At 57.6% G+C, this 20346-nt stretch carries 15 protein-coding genes; 4 read left to right on the top strand and 11 right to left on the bottom strand.

Translation table 11 applies throughout. The annotated features are described in order from the left end of the window. Window positions 1-11: 11 nt before the first annotated feature. The 5 genes from V6F78_RS16185 to V6F78_RS16165 all read right to left on the bottom strand — a co-directional run bounded on the left by V6F78_RS16185 (window position 12) and on the right by V6F78_RS16165 (window position 5390). The gene (locus V6F78_RS16185) at window positions 12-1025 is read right to left on the bottom strand and encodes an alpha-xenorhabdolysin family binary toxin subunit B (protein ID WP_273416900.1); all 1014 of its coding nucleotides are present in this window, start codon (window positions 1023-1025) and stop codon (window positions 12-14) included. Window positions 1026-1043: 18 nt separating this feature from the next. Further along, window positions 1044-2252, bottom strand: a complete 1209-nt coding sequence (locus tag V6F78_RS16180) for an alpha-xenorhabdolysin family binary toxin subunit A (protein WP_047292117.1) — start codon at window positions 2250-2252, stop codon at window positions 1044-1046. Between the two features lie 274 nt (window positions 2253-2526). Then, a complete protein-coding gene (locus tag V6F78_RS16175; RefSeq protein WP_047292116.1) occupies window positions 2527-3741 on the bottom strand; it encodes a hypothetical protein in 1215 nt (404 codons plus the stop codon). Between the two features lie 209 nt (window positions 3742-3950). After that, entirely contained in the window at window positions 3951-4706 is a 756-nt protein-coding gene (locus V6F78_RS16170) for a tetratricopeptide repeat protein (RefSeq protein WP_047292115.1), read from the bottom strand. A gap of 3 nt (window positions 4707-4709) precedes the next feature. After that, window positions 4710-5390, bottom strand: a complete 681-nt coding sequence (locus tag V6F78_RS16165) for a Fe2+-dependent dioxygenase (protein WP_047292113.1) — start codon at window positions 5388-5390, stop codon at window positions 4710-4712. A 216-nt stretch (window positions 5391-5606) separates the two neighbouring features. Here V6F78_RS16165 and V6F78_RS16160 point away from each other — a divergent pair, with 216 nt between their 5' ends. Both V6F78_RS16160 and V6F78_RS16155 read left to right on the top strand, forming a co-directional pair. Continuing rightward, window positions 5607-7925: a TonB-dependent receptor gene (locus V6F78_RS16160; protein ID WP_169862554.1), complete on the top strand. Its 2319-nt coding sequence runs from the start codon at window positions 5607-5609 to the stop codon at window positions 7923-7925. 120 nt (window positions 7926-8045) lie between these two features. Beyond that, window positions 8046-10580, top strand: coding sequence for a sulfite reductase flavoprotein subunit alpha (locus V6F78_RS16155; RefSeq protein WP_332727804.1), 2535 nt, complete (start codon window positions 8046-8048; stop codon window positions 10578-10580). Between the two features lie 64 nt (window positions 10581-10644). Here the strand turns inward: V6F78_RS16155 and V6F78_RS16150 are convergent, their stop codons facing one another. From V6F78_RS16150 to ptsP, 4 genes are all read right to left on the bottom strand, one after another. Beyond that, a complete protein-coding gene (locus tag V6F78_RS16150; protein ID WP_143518300.1) occupies window positions 10645-11049 on the bottom strand; it encodes a hypothetical protein in 405 nt (134 codons plus the stop codon). Between the two features lie 176 nt (window positions 11050-11225). After that, window positions 11226-12968: a PTS fructose-like transporter subunit IIB gene (locus V6F78_RS16145; protein WP_314400894.1), complete on the bottom strand. Its 1743-nt coding sequence runs from the start codon at window positions 12966-12968 to the stop codon at window positions 11226-11228. After that, a complete protein-coding gene (gene pfkB, locus V6F78_RS16140) occupies window positions 12965-13921 on the bottom strand; it encodes a 1-phosphofructokinase (RefSeq protein ID WP_332727799.1) in 957 nt (318 codons plus the stop codon). The genes V6F78_RS16145 and pfkB overlap by 4 nt, the downstream gene beginning before the upstream one ends. Continuing rightward, a complete protein-coding gene (gene ptsP / locus V6F78_RS16135; protein ID WP_332727798.1) occupies window positions 13921-16782 on the bottom strand; it encodes a phosphoenolpyruvate--protein phosphotransferase in 2862 nt (953 codons plus the stop codon). The genes pfkB and ptsP overlap by 1 nt, the downstream gene beginning before the upstream one ends. A 340-nt stretch (window positions 16783-17122) precedes the next feature. Between ptsP and cra the strand changes: the two genes are divergently transcribed. Both cra and V6F78_RS16125 read left to right on the top strand, forming a co-directional pair. Next, window positions 17123-18118 (top strand): catabolite repressor/activator, encoded by a 996-nt coding sequence (gene cra, locus V6F78_RS16130; RefSeq protein WP_047292102.1) that lies wholly within the window; start codon window positions 17123-17125, stop codon window positions 18116-18118. A 2-nt stretch (window positions 18119-18120) separates the two neighbouring features. Then, window positions 18121-18897 (top strand): TatD family hydrolase, encoded by a 777-nt coding sequence (locus V6F78_RS16125; RefSeq protein WP_332727796.1) that lies wholly within the window; start codon window positions 18121-18123, stop codon window positions 18895-18897. 38 nt (window positions 18898-18935) lie between these two features. On the opposite strand, the gene ampE is transcribed toward V6F78_RS16125, so the two are convergent. Both ampE and ampD read right to left on the bottom strand, forming a co-directional pair. Then, complete coding sequence (gene ampE, locus V6F78_RS16120; RefSeq protein ID WP_047292098.1) at window positions 18936-19772, bottom strand: regulatory signaling modulator protein AmpE; 837 nt, start codon at window positions 19770-19772, stop codon at window positions 18936-18938. Further along, window positions 19769-20332 (bottom strand): 1,6-anhydro-N-acetylmuramyl-L-alanine amidase AmpD, encoded by a 564-nt coding sequence (ampD, locus tag V6F78_RS16115; RefSeq protein WP_047292096.1) that lies wholly within the window; start codon window positions 20330-20332, stop codon window positions 19769-19771. Before ampD ends, ampE begins: the two co-directional genes overlap by 4 nt. Window positions 20333-20346 lie beyond the last annotated feature (14 nt).

The following is a 20346-nucleotide window of genomic DNA, read 5'->3' as shown; positions in this document are numbered from 1 at the left end:
TGACGCTTAAATCAAACACGCACCTGACGCAACACTGAAATAAATGTGGTCAGGTGAGTTTGCAATGAAGCAATGTCGCACCCGTCAGCTGTTTGAAAAAGACGACACTCTCTTAGAAACACCACCAGACTTTCCACGACCAGCCCCACTTGTTCTACCCATTGCGTTCTTGCCGTCAAGACGCCGTCATAGGACTCAAATTTTTCCTTACGCGCCTGCAACGCCTTGATTTTCTCTTGAACCTCTTGGCGCTCAAGGTTGTTGGCGGATATATGTTTCGACAACCGCACAAGGGCTTCGCCCAAGGACACCAGCTTTGCCGCTGCACCAAAGATATCCAAGTACGTCTCTAATCGCTGCAGTCCTAACTTGATAATTTCAACATCAAACTTGGGAACCAGCGCCTGCGACACTAACATCTGCAGTTCTTCGGCAGTGGGCAGTGTTTTTTTAATATGTTCCTTCCAAAAATCAGTCTCGAGTAATTCATTAGCAGCTTTGATGGCATCCCAATCTGCCTGCAGTTGCTCACCCGTGGCTTTCAATGCGGCTTCACGTGTCACCAGTGCCGTCAGGCGAGCCTCATCATAGTCAATCAAATCACCTGCAAAGTGATCCAGCGTCAATGCGCCTATTTCTGCCCGGTTGGCCTCAATCAAGCCTTGGGCGGCTTCCACTTTTTGCACTACGTGGCGCAATCGTTCCTGGCAGAACGCGTTCAAGTCTTCAATGCCCTTGGCCTTCAATCTGGGGGCCAAGGATGAATCCTCAGCAATCACTTTATACTGCCCGGCAAGATCGCTGATACCTGCACTGGACAGTGACGCTTCGAGTGCGATGGCCTGATCGACTAAAGAGCGACTATGACTATTAATGAGTAACTGCGCCCGCATTACACGCTCATGCAAACCGGGAAGTGCAGCAAAAGCATTATTTGCAACCGCACTGTTAAACACACTTACAGCCCCTTTGACGGCTACCATATTCAAAGTGGGATAGAGATTCAGGTGGGTGATTCCGTTCACGTTTATATTCCTTCTAAATCAGGGTTGGAGCAGTTCATTGAACGCTGCGGAAATTTGCGCAGAGTAGCCTTTGATACTGACCCAAGGATTAATAACTATAGAAAAATTCATTGCAAACTTATGGAGTTCCAACAGGGTATCTACCTTGCTCAAGGATTCGCTGGCCTCATCAAGGTAAGCAGCAATATACGTCCATATCTGGGACAGCTGCTTGGCACCGACTTCAGCCCCTAACATTTGCCCTTGCAGATCAACAAGGTGCAGCTGGAGATCATCAAGCAACTCAGCTAACTTATCGGCATTTTTGAGTTTCTCTAACAACTTACGTCTATCAGCAATGAGTTTATTTTTTTCCTTGCGAATATTTTCTGCTTTACTGCCAAAAATCCCTCCCGTTACCACCAGCCCGATTGGCCCCAAAGCCAAGCCTGAAAAAGAAGCGCCTACCGCGTTTTTGTAAGCACTGGCAAGCGCATCGATTTGCTCATTGAGTTGTAGAACTTTTTCAAGTAATGCCTCACGCTCATGCTCTTTGCCCGAGTTTTTATAGGCCATCATTTTGGCTTTAACCAAGGGGATCAAATCATCGGACAAACCTTTCTCAAAGCCCTTGGCCAATGTCCCAACCTGTTCAACAGACTTGATAAACCCAGCTGTACTCTTCTTGGCGTCTGCTAAATACTCCACCATCTTTTCAATGGCGCGTTTCTCTGTACGGTCTAGCAATATAGCGTTAAGCTCTTCTTGTTCTTCCTCGGTTAGATCTTGGAGGGTTCCATCCAGCTGTCGCCCTAACTCAATAGCCCTTATAAGAGAGACTACACTTTCGCCCGTCGTTACAAAATCAGCTGCGAATTTCTCCAACTCTCTCGCGACTTCTTTACTGCCCGACTCTAATGCTGGCCACGTATTAGCATGTGCCACAGCACGCTCATTCAGTTTTAAAATGTCTTCTGGCGACAAGCCCTCAACATCAATACGATCATAGTTCAAACGCTTTCTTACCACGTCAAGCGAGAGCGGTAGCATTTTGGCAAAAGCGACATACCTACGCGTATTATGAATATCCTCTCGCCGTATTAAAAAACCTAGATCTTTGGGATCAACAGCAGACGGCGTCAGCCCCGTCACTAACTTGATGTATTCCCCCGGCAAACGACTGGCAGCCACATCAAGACTTAAATCCTTGACACTTTCCAAGTCAATTTCCAACGCCAAACTATCCATTTTTTAGCACCTTTAAATTTATGAGCCTGCTCATAACAGCGTAGAGCCAAACTCAACGTACTCAACACGACTAAAGCATCAAAGGGTGTAGGAGAATGGCACATCTGAATATGAGAAGTGGCGAAAAACAACTGGGATACACGTGTTAATAAAAGCACCTTTGAAATAATTGAAACAGTAAGCGTACCCCCTCATTCAGCCCACTCCGTATGTGCAAGAGGCGTCGGCACGCTAAGTTCAAGTCTTCCCATAATATGAAAGGAATAGTCATACACTACCCCGCCGTCCAGTCATCGCGCTCCAATAGGGTCCTAAATGAACTGTAGACTTGCTCAGTCAGTGATTTAACGCCCAACCAGGTTCTCATCAGCCTCACGAGATTTATTTTCAGTTGGGTGAGGTCTGACAGGTGGCTCACCTGCTTTAAATACTCATTCACGCCCAACACATACCACTTGAGGGGGGCCCACGCCTGCTCCATCTCGCGGCAGGTCACGGCGGCAGCCATAAAGCGTCCGCGTAGCTCAAAAAATCGTTGTTGGGATACGTATAGAAGCGTGCCCAAAGCATCCTGCGGCAAATGGGCGAAGACTAAACGCCCGCGCTCGACAACCAGCCGATGAATCTCCCCTCTTACTATTCCCGCCTGGCGGCTGAAAACACCTGAACGGGCATCCAGACTGAACCGTGGCATCATGCCTGGCACGGTCTGCGCAATCAGCCGTTCATAATCAGTGACCCGTGTATGTAGCTGATCATCTATCGCACGCAGATCAGTCTCAAAGGAGTCATTGACTGGCAGATTATTCACGTGCGAATAGGCCTCTAAAAGCGCAGCGACCTTTGGCATCAACACATTTACAAGGGTGTTATTGAAGACACGGCATTGGGTAAAGATGGTGGTATTGAAGAAGCCTCGTATATCGGGCTGCTCGTGAACCCGATTTAAACGTATACCTTCAAGCGCAGAACGCTGTTGATCAGTCAACGCAACACGTTGCAGATCCCCTCCGTTACTTTGAAGGTCTGCGGATTGCCCTCCCGCGATCCCATCGATATCTTCAACCAGTTGAAGAAAACGCTCCGGGATGTCTCCCGCCAATTGGTTCATGCTGTCGCATGCAACTTTGACGGCATGTTCAAGGTGGGTCCAGGCCTTAGTGTGCGTCAGTACCTGTTGATGAAAACTCACTATTTGTTCCGGCTCAAGTCCCTCCAGACCCACAGCCCACGAGGGATACAGTCGCTTTACGCTCTCAAGAGCCGTGGGCAGGAGGCGTGCATGGTCAACATATAATCGAATATTTTCAATATCCGTGCGCCTAAATAAAAACCCTCTGTCGGCACGAGGAATTCCACTTATGCGTACACCCGCCAAATACTGCATAAAGCGCAACGGTACGACAATCGATTGCTCGAACACGCCCGATTGTTCGTAAAATTCAGACCCAACAATAGATTCCAGCTCATCGACATAATGCTCAGACATCGTGCAACTCCTGTTCAATTAATACAGATGAACAAGACTAAGCCTAACCACGACACCCGCAATACAGGCCAAGCGCTAAATCATGTAAGAGAGTGCGCTGCGTGACAGCGCTATTGACCATTGCACTAACTATTACTACTGCGCCTGTAGCGTAATAACTATTTAACTCGGATCTTATTTAAACTTGCGCCTGCCAGAACAGCATCTGATCACGCCGATTCAAGTTGTGCCACGCGCTGTGCAAAGTCTGAGGCCATTGAACGAATGCGCGGATCCGGCGCCTCGATGAGGGATCGCTGAGCAACGCGCAAAAAATTCAGATTCCCGCCAGCCAGCGCCTTGCGCAACCACTCAAGGGCTTCGTCGACTTGCCCACGTTGAGCCAGGACAGCGGCATGGCTGAACTGCCCGCGAAAATCTCCGCCCTCAGCCGAACGTTGGTACCACTGCCAGGCGGCTTTAAGGTCCTGTACACAGTACTGACCGTCCTCCAGATAACGGCCCAACAAATTCATCGACTTGGCGTGCCCCAACTCAGCCGCCTGCCGGTACAACGCCACGGCGGCACACTGATCCTCTGCTACGCCGCGCCCCGTGGCCAGCACGTTGGCGTAGTTGTACATGGCCCAGTCCAGTCCGGCTTCGGCTGCCTGACGGTATTCCAGACTGGCCAGAGTCAGATCCGAAGGCCCGCCCCAGCCATGTTCCCAACAGCGGCCGAGCATGTTGCGCGCCATCAGGTGACCCGCGTTGGCTGCGATCTGGAACCAGCGCCTGGCCAGCACCGGGTCACGTTCGATGCCTTGCCCGTCGAGCAAAATCTGCCCCAGCAACGCCTGACCATCGACGATGCCTTGCCTGGCTGCCAGCAGGATCGCCTGAGCCGCCCGCGCAGGATTTTCAGCCAACATGGCGCTGAGCTGTTCGCCATCGAGCAATTCCTGGCGGCGTAGTTGAAAACTCATGGGTTATACCTCAACCCAGCGGCGCAGCAAGTTGTGGTAGGTGCCGGTGAGCTGAATGAGTGAAGGGTGATCAGGCACGTCAAGGGTCAGTTGCTGGATCGCGCCGTCCATTTCGTACAACAGCGTGCGTTGGCTGTCTTCGCGCACCAGGCTTTGGGTCCAGAAGAAGGAGGCAAACCGGGTGCCCCGCGTCACGGCATTGACCTTGTGCAGGCTGGTGCCGGGGTACAAGACCATGTCGCCAGCGGGCAATTTGACGCGCTGTACGCCATACGTGTCCTGAATCACCAACTCGCCGCCGTCGTAATCGTCGGGGTCGCTGAAGAACAGGGTCGACGACAAATCCGTGCGCACCCGCTCAGGGTTGCCCTTGGGTTGACGCACCGCGTTATCGATATGGAAGTCGAAGCTGCCGCCTGCCGTGTAACAGTTGAGCAACGGCGGGAACACTTTATGCGGCAAGGCGGCTGACATGAACTGCGGGTTCTGCCACAGCCGATCAATCATGGCCGCGCCAATTTCTTTGGCGAGCGGATGGCCTTCCGGCAATTGCAGGTTGTGCTTGGCCTTGGCGGACTGATAGCCGGCCGTGATTTTGCCGTCAGCCCAGTCCGCCTGCTCCAGTGCCTGGCGAATACGCAGGACTTCTTCACGGGTAAACAAGCCGGGAATATGCAGGAGCATGACGCAGTACCTGATAGCAAAGAGATGGCAATGGTATTGATTCTTATTGATCGTGTAAAACGCTGATCGAGGCAGGAGACGAACGAGTGTGAAAAAACCGTAAAGCAAAATTGTAAAGAATGTAAATTTCGCGCTAATAGTAATTGATCTCAATTGATAGGCAGAATTGTTTGCACTATATTTCTCTGCTCAAATTCTGGGGGAAGGGATCTAACGATGTTGCGCCAACCAATAAAAATACCTGTCAGCTCGCCGCGTTTGCTGGCTTCGGCCATCGGTGTAGCAATCACTGCAACCTCTGCCGCGCACATGGCTCAGGCGGCTGAAAGCACCGAAAGCAAGGCACAGGGCAACAGTATTTCCCTTGGCGCAACCACCGTGACGGGGGAGCAGCAGGACGCCTACCAAACTGAAAAGGCAGACTCCCCAAAATACACGGCCCCTCTGATCGACACCCCGCGCTCGATCACCGTGATCCCGCAGCAACTGATCAAAGACACTGCGGCCACTTCGCTGCAAGACGCCTTGCGCACCGTTCCGGGTGTTACGTTCGGCGCTGGCGAAGGTGGCAACCCGCAAGGCGACCGCCCCTTCATTCGTGGTTTTGATGCCCAAGGTGATACATATCTGGATGGCGTGCGCGACACCGGCGCACAAAGCCGCGAAATCTTCGCCGTAGAAAACATCGAAGTCGCGAAGGGACCGAACTCCGCCTTCGGCGGGCGTGGAGCGGCGGGCGGCACCATCAACCTCGTGAGCAAAAAAGCTCATTTGGGTAACTCTTTCGATGCGGGTTATACCTGGGGCTCGGATCAAACCCAGCGTTACACGCTGGATGGCAACTACCAGTTCAGCGACACAGTAGCGGGCCGGTTGAACCTGATGAGCCACGAAAGCAACGTTGCCGGACGTGACAACGTGAACTACGACCGCTGGGGTATCGCCCCGTCGCTGGCCTTTGGCCTGGGCACTGACACGCGCGTTAACATCGATTACTACCACATGGAAAGTAATGACCTGCCGGACTCAGGCATTCCTTACGGTTTCTCTGTGGGCAAGACTCACACTGCCGCAAGCCCCGACAAGCCCAACGATGGCGGCGACAGCACGAACTTTTACGGCTTGACCGATCGTGACTTCCGCAAAACCCGCACCGATATCACCACGCTGGCTTTCGAGCATGATTTCAATGACAGCCTGACTGTCAAAAATACGCTGCGCCATGGCAACAGCATGCAGGACTACATCCTGACGCAGCCGGATGACAGCAAAGGCAACGTGAACAATGGCAGCGTTTGGCGCAGAGCCAACTCGCGAGTAAGCAATACTGCGACGACAACCAACCAAACAGATCTGTTTGGTGATTTCTACGTTGCAGGCTTCAAGAACAGTTTTTCCACCGGGATTGAAATTAGCCGCGAGACCAGCGACAGATCCTCTTATAACGTCAATACCGATACCATTGGCAGCACCAGTGCCGCGGATTCAACCTGCACGCCGGGAATGATCGGATCACCAAGTGGTTATAACTGCACCTCTCTGGGTAACCCGACACCGAACGACCCATGGAGCGGCGCAATCTCGCGCAACTATCTGGGAACGGCCACGTCCAGCAATACTCGCGCTCTATATGTAATGGATACGCTGGAACTGTCGCCTGAGTGGCTACTGAACATGGGCCTTCGTTACGACCATTTCGAGACTAAGTACAAAACTCACGCACTGGATTCAAAAACCAAAGCACCGGTGACCTACAAAGGTGAAGACACCAGCGACTTCTTCTCCGGCCAACTGGGCTTGGTCTGGAAAGTAAGACCGAACGGCAGCATCTATGTTTCTTACGCCACGTCGGCTACCCCACCCGGATCAATGTTGGGTGAAGGCATGGACCCTAACGCACTTCCTGGTTCTCCTGAGCGCAGCGGAGCATTCGCCAGTAGCGACCTTGAGCCCGAAGAAACAACTAACTACGAGCTCGGCACCAAGTGGGATGTGTTCAATGACCGCCTCTCTCTGACCGCGGCTATCTTCCGTACAGAGAAAGAAAACACCCGAGTTCAGGTCGACACTGCATCTTACGAAAACGCCGGTAAAACCCGTGTAGACGGCATCGAGTTGTCTGCCAGCGGCAAGATCACCGATAAATGGCAAGTGTTCGCCGGTTATAGCTACCTTGACGCCAAACAGCAGGACGGTGGCCCGTTGAACAAGGCTACCGATGGCAACAAGCTGCCTAACACGCCGCGCAACAGCGCCAGCCTGTGGACTACGTACGCCATTACGCCCAAGCTGACTGTAGGTGGCGGCGCTTTCTATGTAGACGACGTGTTCGGCAACGTTGCCAACACCACCTACGTACCGTCTTACACACGCTACGACGCCATGGCCAGTTACAAGCTGAGCAAAAACGTTGACCTGCAACTGAACGTACAAAATCTGACCGACAAGACCTACTACGACAAAGCCTTCTCGACCCACTTTGCTAATCAGGCACCGGGCCGTACGGCTTTGCTGACCACCAATTTCCACTTCTAAACAGATGTCACGTTAAGCCAAGCCCCGCCCATCCTATGGCCGGGGCTTTTGTGTGCAAGCCGGATCACTTTCGGTCTCGACGTATAACAAGCATTCAATTGAGCAAGCAAGGCGGTCGTTGTGTTCAAGAAAACACTGTTTCAACTGCACTGGTTTTTCGGGATAACCGCCGGTCTGGTGCTAGCCCTGATGGGCATTACCGGTGCAGTGGTGTCGTTTCAGGACGAACTGCTGAGCGCGCTCAACCCGTCTGTACTCAAGGTCGAAAAACTCGACAGCGGCGTGCTGCCACCGGCCGAGCTGGTACGCAAGGTCGAGGCCACGGAGGGCAAACAGGTCGCGATGTTGTGGGTCGGCGTCGACAGTGACAGCGCCGCCCGCGTGTTCTTCACCCCGCCGCCGGGCGAGCGACGTGGCCAGATGCGCTATGTCGACCCTTACACCGGCACCTATCAGGGCGACGCCGTGGGTCAGGATTTCTTCGGCCTGATGCTGCAATTGCACCGTTTTTTGGCCATGGGCCAAACCGGGCGGCAAATCACCGGCGCTTGCACCCTGATGCTGATTTTCTTTTGCCTCTCCGGACTGTACCTGCGCTGGCCGCGTAAAGCGCTGAACTGGCGCGCATGGTTGACGCTCGATTGGGCGAAAAAAGGCCGTAGCTTCAACTGGGATCTGCACGCGGTGGCAGGCACCTGGTGCCTGGTCTTCTATCTGTTGGCGGCGTTGACCGGGTTGTCATGGTCCTACGAGTGGTACAACAAAGGCTTACAAACGCTGTTTGGTGATTCGCATCAGGGCGAGCAACGCAAAGGCGGTCGTGGCCAGCGCGGGCCGGCCGGGCCGGCTCCCGTGGCCGATTACGATGCAATCTGGGCCAGCATTCAGAAAGCCGCCGGCCCTGAACTGAGCACGTACAACGTGCGCATGCCGCCTGCGGCCGGTCAGCCTGCAACCGTGTTCTACCTGCGCACCGACTCGCCCCATGAGCGAGCTTTCAATCAGATCGTGCTTGACCCGGCAACTGGCGCGATCCAAAAACACGCGCGCTACGACGATAAAAGTTACAAGGCCCAGCTGCTCACCAGCATCTACGCCCTGCACGTTGGCAGTTACTGGGGCCTGACCGGGCGCATCCTGGTCACCGTGGCCAGCTTGACCATGCCGCTGTTTTTTATCACCGGGTGGTTGTTGTATCTGGACCGACGCCGCAAAAAGCGTCAGGTCAAAGAGGCCCGTAAAGGGTTGGCTGGCAACAGCAGCGATGTGTCTTCCTGGTTGATCGGCTTTGCCAGTCAAAGCGGATTTGCCGAGCAACTGGCCTGGCAAACGGCAGGCCAGTTGCAGTCGGCAGGGCTACCGGTACGGGTGCAGCCATTGGCGACACTCAGTGAAGAAGACTTGCAGCACGCGGGCAACGCCCTGTTTGTGGTCAGTACCTTTGGCGACGGTGAAGCGCCGGACAGCGCCCGGGGCTTTGAACGCAACGTGCTGGGCCAACCTTTAAGCCTGCGCACGCTCAAGTATTCAGTGCTGGCCTTGGGTGATCGCCAATACCCGCACTTCTGCGGGTTTGCGACACGCATTCAACAGTGGCTCAGCGAGCGCGGCGCGCAGGCATTGTTCAGCCCTGTTCAGGTCGACAGCGGCGACCCCGATGCGCTGCATCAGTGGCAACAACACCTCCGCCAACTGACGGGAGGCGCACCCAGTGCCCCGTGGCAAGCGCCCAGCTACAACAACTGGACCCTTGAACAGCGCGACCTGATCAACCCCGGCAGCAGCGGCTCCAGCGTGTATCTGCTGGGGTTGCGTGCGCCTGACGCCCATTACCGCTGGCAAGCCGGCGATCTGGTCGAGGTCATGCCGCGCCAATGTGCATGGGCAGTTGAACACTTCCTTGAAGGCCTTGGCCTGAGCGCCGACAGCCCGGTACAACTTGCAGGCCTGCAAGAAACACTGGCTCAAGCTCTTGCTAGCCGCCAACTGCCGGAAAACCGCGGGCATCTGGTGGGCATGCATGCACAAGCGTTGGTCGATGCCTTGATCCCGTTGAACATGCGCGAATACTCCATCGCCTCGATCCCGGAGGATGGCGTGCTGCAACTCATCGTGCGTCAGGAACGGCATGCCGATGGGAGTCTGGGGATTGGTTCAGGCTGGCTGACAGAGCACGCGCCTGTGGGGTTGAGCATCAACCTGCGCGTGCGACGCAACAGTGGTTTCCACCTGCCTGCCGAACCTTGCCCGCTGATATTGATCGGCAACGGCACCGGTCTGGCCGGTTTGCGCAGCCTGCTCAAGGCCCGGATCGCTGCGGGCGAACAGCGCAACTGGCTGTTCTTCGGCGAGCGCAATGCGGCTCATGACTTCTACTGCCGCCAAGAGCTGCAAGGCTGGCTGGCCAACGGCGATCTGGAGCACCTGAGCCTGGCTTTCTCACGTGACCAGGCCCACAAGGTCTACGTGCAAGACCGTGTCCGCGAAGCGGCTGACGAGATCCGGCGCTGGCTCGCTGAAGGAGCAGCCCTTTACATCTGCGGCAGTCTGCAGGGCATGGCGGCGGGGGTTGATCAGGCATTGATCGACATCGTGGGAGCAGAAACATTGGAACACCTGATAGAACAGGGGCGTTATAAGAGAGACGTTTACTGATCAATGCCCCTCAGCCTTTAACACCGGCTGAGGGGCAGTCAGAATATCGTGTACGTTAGGCGGTCTATTCTGCTTTCTTTAAATGCAACTGGGCTTGTTTTCGGGCGTCTTTCATCGAATCTTTATTTATACAATGTTTGTGTTCGCAATTATTGGTGTAGTTGCACGCATCAACACAAGGAATACTGCGCCGGCGATTATCGGCATCTAAAAGCATACACACATCTGCCGAATTGCCTTCAATAGCGCCATTGGCATTCATATCTTTACCGAAAAACAAACACGTTACACTTCCTCCGCCAATGGGCAACATATCGCAGGGTACGCCACCGACCAACACCCATCTGCCCTCACACAATGCGGCGGCCGAAGCCGAAGCGCTAAACATCATGAATGCAGAAAACAAAACACCCAACGATGCTGAAACAATGCTTTTGAATACGTCTTTCGAATTATTATAGATTTTCATAAGAATCAACTCAGGCTTCGTGAATAAAATAAACCTTAACGACAGGTTCACTTATAAAACTACACCCGCTTTTATTCACGCATCAGGCACCCCACCTGTGCCTTCGGCAGGCACAATAAAAAAGTCCCTGCTTATTAAATAAGGCAGGGACTTTTTATTCTCAGCACAACGACACGTCAGGCAGCGGCTGTTTCCAACGCCATCTCCACCGGCTCCGGCCGTTTAATCACGGCATAGACCACCGCTGTCAGCACACTGCCCGCCACAATAGCCAGCAAGTACAGCAGCGCGTGGTTGATGGCATTGGGGATCAACATCACGAACAGCCCGCCATGCGGGGCCATCAGTTTGCAGCCGAAGTACATCGACAACGCTCCGGTCAACGCGCCACCCAACACGCTCGCCGGGATCACGCGCAACGGGTCTTTGGCCGCAAACGGGATCGCACCTTCGGAGATGAAACACATCCCCAGCACCATCGCTGCCTTGCCAGCTTCACGCTCGGTCTGTGCAAATTTGCGACGCGCGATCAGAGTCGCGATACCCAAGCCTATCGGCGGCACCATGCCCGCCGCCATGGTGGCCGCCATCGGTGCATAACTTTGCGAAGCCAGCAACCCGACAGAAAACGCGTACGCCGCTTTGTTGATCGGGCCACCCAGGTCGACGCACATCATGCCGCCCAACAACACGCCCAGCAGGATCGCGTTGGTGGTGCCCATGCTGTCGAGGAAGTGGGTCAGCCCTTCGAGCATGCCCGCCACCGGTTTGCCCACCACGTAGATCATCACCAGTCCGGTAAACAGGCTGGCGAATAACGGGATGATGAGAATTGGCTTTAACGCTTCCAGACTTTGCGGCAGGCGCGCGTAGCGGTTGATCACTTTGGCGCAATACCCGGCAATGAAACCGGCAATGATGCCGCCAATGAAACCTGCACCCAACGTGCTGGCCAGCAAGCCGCCAATCATCCCCGGCGCCAGGCCCGGGCGGTCGGCAATCGAGTAAGCGATGTAGCCCGCCAGCAGCGGCACCATCAATTTGAACGCGGCATCGCCGCCAATCTGCATCAAGGCGGCGGCCAATGTGCCGGGCTCTTTATACGCGGTAATGCCGAAGACGAATGACAGGGCGATCAGCAAACCGCCCGCCACGACCATCGGCAACATGAACGACACACCCGTCAGCAGGTGCTTATAGACCCCGGTCTTCTCCGATTTGACAGGCGCCTCGGCGCCGGACGCCGCGCTCTCTACACGCCCCTCGCTCAGGGCTTTTTTCAGTGTGGCTTGTGATTGTTTAAGGGCAATGCCCGTCCCGCAGCGGTAGATTTTTTTGCCAGCGAAACGCTCGGTGGGCACTTCAATGTCAGCGGCCAGCAACACCACATCGGCTTCACGGATGGCTTGGGCGCTCAGCGGGTTTCTGGCACCCACCGATCCCTGGGTTTCGATCTGCACCTCATAGCCCAGTTGCTTGGCCGCTTGCTGCAAGGCTTCGGCGGCCATGAACGTGTGGGCCACGCCGGTCGGGCACGCCGTCACGGCGACGATTTTGGGGGCATGGGAATGGACAGGCGCTGAGCCTTGCCCGACGGGATCGACCGCCGTGTAGACCTGCGCTTCTTCAACGCCCCGACGCAGTATCCCTTCCACATCCTGCAAGGCTTGAGCCGGGGTGCTCTGGAATACGCGTTTGCCAATAAAGCGCTGCATGTCCAGCGGTGTGCTGCTGACCACCAGAATCCACTCAGCCTCGTCGATGGTGGCTGCCGACAATTGGCGTTCCGGGTGCTTGGGGTCATGCACCTCGACACTGGTGCTCCACCCCTGACGCTGTGCCGCGGCGTCCAGCAATCGGGCACATAACACGCTGGTCACCATGCCGTTGGGGCAACCCGTCACAATGGCTAATTTCATGAGTTTGCCTCTTGTTCTTCTGTCAGGGGATGCACGCGCACGCCACGTTCGAGTGTCGCCAGTTGCGCCCTATCGCTGATACCAAAACCGATCTGGGTAACCGCCATCGCGGCAATCGCTGTGGCAGTGCGCAGTGTCTGTTCAGGGGAGTGGCCGCTGAGCAGGCCGTGCAGCATGCCCGCGAGCAGTGAATCACCGGCACCCACGGTACTGGCGACACTCACTTTGGGCGGCAATGCCTGCCAGATCGGGCCAAGGCTGAACCAATTCACGCCCTCGGCCCCTTGAGAAATCACCACGTGCTCGACGCCTTGGGCGTGCAGGCGGGTTGCCGCTGCAACCTGCGACGCCAAACTGCTGGTATCGGCGCCCAGCGCGTCGCTCAGTTCTTCGGTGTTGGGTTTGATCAGCCACGGTCCCGCGTTCAAACCGTGTTTCAAGGCTTCCCCGCTGGTGTCCAGAATCACTTTCAAGCCCATGGCTTTTAGCCGCAGCAGCAGCTCATACAGCCACTGCGGGCTGACCCCTCGCGGCAAACTGCCCGCGACCACGACAGCGTCATGGCTGGCAGCAATCAGGTCGAGCGTGTCGAGCAGGGCTTGCTGCGCGGCCTCGCTGACCTGCGGGCCCGGCCCGTTGATGTCGGTGACACGGCCATCGTCTTCGGCCAGTTTGATGTTGCTGCGGGTCTCACCGGGCACGCGGATAAACGCATCGACAAAACCGCGACGGGCGAACAGCGCATTGAAGGCGTGTTGATTGTCTTCACCGAGAAAGCCGCTCACGGTGAGTGCGTGGCCCAGATCCGCCAGCACTTGCGCCACGTTGACGCCCTTGCCGGCCGCATGGGTCAGCATCGTCTGGCTGCGATTGACGTCGCCCGGCTGCAAATGCGCCACGCGCACCGTCAGGTCCAGCGCCGGGTTGAGGGTGAGGGTCAGAATCTTGGCCATCAGAGCGCTTCCACCAATTGACGTACTTCGTCCGGGCTGCCCACGCCTAATGCGTCGGCGGCCAGGGTTTTGAGACGGTCCATGCTCAGCTCGCGCACCCGCGCCTTGACCTCGGGAATGCTGCGCGCCGACACACTCAGTTCATCGACCCCCAGCCCGACCAGCACGGGAACGGCCAGCGGATCAGCCGCCAGTTCGCCGCACACTCCCACCCACTTGCCATGGGCATGGGCGGCGCGCACGGTGATGTCGATCAGTTGCAAGACGGCCGGGTGCAAGCCGTCGGCCTTAGCCGACAAGGTCGGATGGCCACGGTCGATGGCCAGCGTGTACTGCGTCAGGTCGTTGGTGCCGACACTGAAGAAATCCACCTCTTTGGCCAGCACCGGCGCCAGCAAGGCGGCAGACGGCACTTCGATCATGATCCCCAGTTGCAGGTCAGCGACCGGGATTTCCTGACGCAAGCGCTCGGTCATGTCGCGGGCAGCGCGCCATTCGGCCACGCTGCCGACCATTGGGAACATGATGCGCAGCGGGCGGTTGTCGGCCGAACGCAACAAGGCGCGCAACTGGCTTTCCATGACCTGCGGGCGCTGCAACGTGAGACGGATGCCGCGCACGCCCAAAAACGGGTTTTCTTCCTTATCAATCGGCCAGTACGGCAGCGGCTTGTCGCCCCCCACGTCCAGCGTACGCACCACCAGCGGGCGGCCGTTGAGGCCATCCAGAACCCGGCGATATTCGGCTTCTTGAGTGGCTTCATCCGGGGCTTGGGAATGGGCCATGAAAATCAGCTCGGTGCGCAGCAGACCGATGCCTTCAGCTCCTTGCTCGACGGCACTGGCCACGCCTTTGCTTTCACCGATGTTGGCAAACACTTCCACCGCGTGCCCGTCGCGGGTCACGGCAGGCTCATGGCGCAATGCGCTGGCGGCCTGCAAACGCTGTTCACGGCTGTCACGTTCCTGCGTTGCGCGTTGCAGGGCCTCAGCGTCCGGCGCCACGTGCAGGCGTCCGCGCTGACCGTCGATCAACAGGGGCGTGCCCGGTGCCAGCAACAATACAGCGTCGCCCGCACCGACCAGCGCCGGAATGCCCAGCGCACGGGCGACGATGGCACTGTGGGCCGTCGCACCACCGCGCGCGGTCAGAATGCCCGCCACCCGCGCCGGGTCGAGCCGCGCCACGTCTGAAGGCCCCACTTCATCCATCACCAGCACGTAAGGCTGATCGGGTTCGGGCGGGGTTTCGATGCCGCACAACTGCGCCAGCACGCGGCGGCCAATGTCGCGCAGATCGGCGGCACGCTCGGCCAACAGCGCATCCTGCAACGCCTCTTGCTGACGCGCCGCCGCTTCAATCACCGACATCCACGCCGCTTCTGCGCTTTCGCCTTGCTTGAGGCGGTTATCGACATCATCGGTCAGCTCGGGATCGTCGAGCATTTCCTGGTGGGTGATGAAAATTTCGCGAATGGCCTTGGACTGGCTGCGCTGAATCAGCGTTTCGATGTCCTGACGTACTTCGGTCAACGCGTGTTGCAAACGCTCGCGCTCCACCACGGACGATTCACCGCGCACCGGGTAATCCAGCACTTGCAGCACGTGAACATGCGCCGGGCCAATGGCGATGCCCGGTGCGGCCGGGATGGCGTTGATCACACTGCCGGGCGCCGGGGCGCTCAGCACTTGCGCCACGTCCGCCACAGGAGCGGGTGCTTCGCTGAGGGCTGACAACGGCTCGACGTCTTCGCCCAACCCTTCTTCAATGGCCGCCAACAGGGCGGGCAGCGCGTCGCTGGCAATGCCCGGCTCGGCCACAAACTCCAGCACCTGGCCGCGACGGGCCCCCAGACTCAGTAATTTGCTCAAACTTTTGGCCGACACGGGCGACTCATGGCCCCCCACGATGCTGACGCGAATCTCGCCCTCAAAACTTTTGGCCAACTGCGCGAGCACTTTAGCCGGGCGCGCATGCAGCCCGTGGGCGTTGGCAAGGGTGATGCGCGCACTCGGCCAGTCGGCCGGCAATTCGCCCCCCAAGACTTCAAGCACGGCGCGGCGGCTGGTGGCATTGCCCAATTCGTGGCCGCGGCCTTCGATCAATAAGGCACACAGCCGCTCCAGCAAGGCCTGGTGAGCCTCCCCCAGGCTGGCGAGGCAGAACAGACCGCTGAGCGGCTGGCCCAGGTAGCGGATCGGTTTGTCGGGCGTGACGAAAGCCAGCCCCGGCCGCCTGACCATTTGCTCGCTGTGCAGCCACCACAGGCCATCCCCCAGCGGCAGCGCTTCAACCTGCTGCAACACCGCGGCGAAGCCGTTATCGACGCATTCAGCCTGACGCAGCAAACGTGCCCCGCGCCAGACCAACTCTTCAAAGTCGTCTGCCGAGACCCCCAAGCCAATCATTTGCGCGTCGAGCGCCAGTTCCTGAGGCGCGCCTTGCAGCAGTTTGAGCAGGGCCTGGGCCGAACTCGCGCGTCGTAAGGCTTCGCCCAGATCGGTTTCGCCCAAGGCACGGGTCAACAATTGCAACAAACGCAAGTGCTCGTCGGACTTGGCGGCAATGCCGATGGCCAGGTACACGATTTGCCCGTCGCCCCAGTCCACGCCTTCGGGGAACTGCAACAGACGCACGCCGGTGGTGAACACCAGGTCGCGGGTTTCAGGGGTGCCATGGGGAATCGCGATCCCCTGCCCCAGAAAGGTCGAGCCCTGAGCTTCACGCGCTCGCAAACCGTCCAGATAGCCTTCGGCCACTAAGCCATCAGCGACCAGCTTCTCGGCGAGTAATTGCAACGCAGCAGACTTATCCACAGCCATCTGGCCCATGGATATCTGCTCTATGGTGAGCTCGAGCATGCGTTCTCCTTTCCTGGCGCTCCGTGGCGCCCGGTATTGTTTTGAATTAAGTCAGCTTAGGCCGCTCGTCCCCAAGTGTGTCACCGGATGTGTGGCAAGCACATCAACCTGAGGCTTACGTCGATTAAACAGGCTTGCTGAAACGTTTAATCATGAATATGCGGCACGTTACTGCATAATCGTCCGCGCTTGAAGCCCAACCTGTCGCATTGACTCGCGTCAGGTAGACGATGCAGTAAAAAAATACAGTAGCGATAAGGCAGACGTTGGTCGGCTGCCTTTATCGGGTAGGATTGGCCAGAATGTCGGCATGTACTACAAAAAATAAGGAATTATCGGCGTGAAGCTCAGCGATATCGCTCAACTGGCAGGTGTTTCCGTGACCACCGCCAGCTATGTCATCAATGGCAAGGCTGAACAGCAACGCATCAGCAGCACGACGGTGGAACGGGTGCGCGCTGTGGTTGAAGAACATGGTTTTACGCCCAACCCGCAAGCGGCGGGTTTGCGTAGCCGCCACAGCCGCACCCTGGGTTTCATCCTCCCCGACCTCGAAAACCCGAGTTACGCGCGCATTGCCAAGCAATTGGAACAAGGCGCCCGGGCCCGTGGCTATCAACTGCTGATCGCCAGTTCAGACGACGCGCCCGAGAGTGAGCGCCAATTGCTCAAACTGTTCCGTGCACGCCGCTGCGACGCCCTGTTTGTGGCCAGTTGCTTGCCGGAAGAAGACGACAGCTACCGTCAATTGCAAGATCTGGGGATGCCGATCATCGCGATTGACCGCACGTTGCCAGCAGACCGCTTTTGCTCAGTCATCAGCGATGACCGCGAAGCCAGCATGGCCTTGACCCGCAGCCTTTTGCAGCCGATGCCGCGTCAAATTGCGTTGATCGGCGCACGCCCAGAGCTGAGCGTCAGCCAGGCCCGCGCGGCAGGGTTCAAACAAGCCCTGGAAGGTTTTGACGGTGAAGTGCTGATCGAGCACGGGACTGCGTTCAGCCGCGAATGCGGTCGACGCATCATTGATGAGTTACTGGCACGTCTGGGGCATTTCCCTGACGCGTTGGTCACGACCTCGTACGTGTTGCTGCAAGGCATGTTTGACGCCTTGCTCGATCACCCGGAACACACAGCACCTACGCGCCTGGCAACCTTTGGTGACACGCAGTTGCTGGACTTCCTGCCGTTGCCGGTCAATGCCATGGGCCAACAGCACCCCTTGATCGCCCAAACAGCGCTCAACCTCGCCCTGGCTGCCATTGAAGAACACCACTACGCGCCCGGCATTCACGCCATTGCCCGTACCTTCAAGCAGCGTATTCATCAGGCCTGAGCATGCAACTGATCGACACCCACACCCACCTCGATTTCCCGGTGTTCGATGCCGACCGCGCGCCGCTGCTGGCGCGCAGTCGGGCGCTGGGTGTCGAGCGCATGGTGGTGCTGGGCGTTTATCAGAGCAACTGGCAACGGGTGTGGGATTTGGTCCAAACCGACAGTCAGTTGCATGCCGCGTTTGGGTTGCACCCGGTGTATCTGGACACGCATCGCCCCGAGCACGTCCTTGAACTCGGGCAATGGCTCAGTCGGCTGGCCGGGCAACGTCAAGTGTGTGCCGTGGGCGAAATCGGCCTCGATTACTTTCTGCCGGCGCTCGACCGCGAACGCCAGCAATCACTGTTTGAAGCCCAGTTGCAGCTAGCCGCTGACTTCCGGCTTCCGGCGCTGCTGCACGTGCGCCGCAGCCATGCGCAAGTCATTGCCACCCTCAAACGCTTCAAGCTGCAACGTGGCGGGATTATTCATGCCTTCGCGGGCAGCCGGGAGGAAGCTCGCGAATACATCAAGCTGGGGTTCAAGCTGGGCTTGGGCGGCGCCGCGACCTGGCCGCAGGCCCTGCGTTTGCGCAGGGTGCTGGCTGACTTGCCGCTGGACACGGTCGTGCTGGAAACCGACTCGCCCGACATGGCGCCGGTCATGTTCGCCAACCAGCGCAACAGCCCGGAGCACCTGCCCGCTATTTGCGAAGCCCTGGCTGAAGTGATGAACCTAAGCCCCGAACGGCTGGCCGAGGCCAGTACGGCCAATGCCTGTGCTGTGTTTGGCTGGTAAACGCGCACCCGTAGCCGCGTGCGCCCGTGCGCATTCAATCAGAGCAACAGCGTCCACACGGCAAAACCGGCGTACCAGAGCAACGCAGAGCGCAGCAATAACTCCCACAACGCATCCAGGCTGGAAACCCCTTCCGGCCCGGTCTGCGGGGGCGGGATTTCAGCCGCAGCGCACCCGGCCTTGTCGATCAGTTGGGCGGCGCTGATGTCCCAGCTCAGCAACTCATGCAGCATGACGCGGCTGACGGCGGCAAAGTTACCCACCAGTGCAAAGCTCGCCGCCAGCAGGCGCACCGGCAGCCAGTCAAAGGCATGGCGCAGTTGCTGGGCACGTTCAACCAGCTCCGGATTTTTGCCATGCTCGACCGCCAGCGCCAGCAAGCGATAGCTCAACGCAGCCACCGGGCCCAGCAAGAAGTACCAGAAGATCACGGCAAAAAAACTTTGATAGGCCTGCCACAGCAGGTGCGCCTGCACGTTCTCCAGCAATTGCTCGCCAGTGTCGGCGCACACGTCAATGTCGCGTTGGGCCACATGGGCGGCCGCTTGCAAATCACCCCGGCGCCACGCGTCGCGAAATGGCCCCAGCCCTGCCAACACATCCCCGCGGCCCAGGCTGAACACCAGCACCAGCACATGCACCGGCAAGGCCAGCAAGCCATACGCCACAGGGTCCAGCACCACCAGCAGCAGGCCCAGCAGCATCACCGGCAACAGGACAAGAATGACCAATACCCACCACGGCCTGTTTGCCAGACGGGTCGACGCCTCCAGCTTGTGGAGCTCTCGCACCCAGCCGCTGTCGCGCTGAAGACGTTGACGCAAGGCCGAAAATTTTTCGATCAGGATCGCCAGCAGTAACACCACAAAACTCATTGTTTCTCTCCTGTGTGCGGCAGCTCACGGCGAAAACGCGCCCAATCAAAGCAAGGGCCCGGATCCGTCTTGCGCCCCGGCGCCACGTCACTGTGGCCACATATTCGCTGGGGGGTAATCTGCGGATAGTGCTGTTGCAGTTGTCGGGTCAGGGCAATCAATGCCTGATATTGCGCGTCGGTGAACGGTTGGTCGTCCGTGCCTTCGAGTTCGATGCCCAGCGAAAAGTCATTGCACGCCTCACGCCCTTCAAAGCTGGAAATACCCGCATGCCAGGCGCGGTCCAGGCACGACACAAACTGCGTGATCTGGCCGTCGCGTTCAATCAGAAAATGCGCACTGACGCGTAGCGCCTTGATGCCTTCAAAGTACGGATGCTCGGTGACGTCCAGCCGGTTCTGGAAAAACGCCTGGACCTTGCCCGTCGCAAACTGCCCCGGCGGCAAGCTGATGTTGTGGATCACCAACAGGGAGATTTCGCCGTCAGGGCGCTCATTGAAGTTGGGCGACGGGCACCGGTGCACGCCTTGGCACCAACCGCTCGCGGGGTCCAGCTGCATAAACGCTCCTTGTG

It is taken from the genome of Pseudomonas sp. ESBL9, assembly GCF_036668715.1.
GTDB classification, from domain to species: domain Bacteria; phylum Pseudomonadota; class Gammaproteobacteria; order Pseudomonadales; family Pseudomonadaceae; genus Aquipseudomonas; species Aquipseudomonas lundensis.
Note: the sequence above shows the minus strand (reverse complement) of the source record. Positions and strands in the feature narration are given on the sequence as shown.

Coding starts and splice junctions, on each gene's coding strand:
- V6F78_RS16180 (WP_047292117.1), bottom strand. CDS start 2,252: ATGGATAGTTTGGCGTTGGAAATTGACTTGGAAAGTGTCAAGGATTTA.
- V6F78_RS16175 (WP_047292116.1), bottom strand. CDS start 3,741: ATGTCTGAGCATTATGTCGATGAGCTGGAATCTATTGTTGGGTCTGAA.
- V6F78_RS16170 (WP_047292115.1), bottom strand. CDS start 4,706: ATGAGTTTTCAACTACGCCGCCAGGAATTGCTCGATGGCGAACAGCTC.
- V6F78_RS16165 (WP_047292113.1), bottom strand. CDS start 5,390: ATGCTCCTGCATATTCCCGGCTTGTTTACCCGTGAAGAAGTCCTGCGT.
- V6F78_RS16160 (WP_169862554.1), top strand. CDS start 5,607: ATGTTGCGCCAACCAATAAAAATACCTGTCAGCTCGCCGCGTTTGCTG.
- V6F78_RS16150 (WP_143518300.1), bottom strand. CDS start 11,049: ATGAAAATCTATAATAATTCGAAAGACGTATTCAAAAGCATTGTTTCA.
- V6F78_RS16145 (WP_314400894.1), bottom strand. CDS start 12,968: ATGAAATTAGCCATTGTGACGGGTTGCCCCAACGGCATGGTGACCAGC.
- pfkB (WP_332727799.1), bottom strand. CDS start 13,921: ATGGCCAAGATTCTGACCCTCACCCTCAACCCGGCGCTGGACCTGACG.
- ptsP (WP_332727798.1), bottom strand. CDS start 16,782: ATGCTCGAGCTCACCATAGAGCAGATATCCATGGGCCAGATGGCTGTG.
- V6F78_RS16125 (WP_332727796.1), top strand. CDS start 18,121: ATGCAACTGATCGACACCCACACCCACCTCGATTTCCCGGTGTTCGAT.
- ampE (WP_047292098.1), bottom strand. CDS start 19,772: ATGAGTTTTGTGGTGTTACTGCTGGCGATCCTGATCGAAAAATTTTCG.
- ampD (WP_047292096.1), bottom strand. CDS start 20,332: ATGCAGCTGGACCCCGCGAGCGGTTGGTGCCAAGGCGTGCACCGGTGC.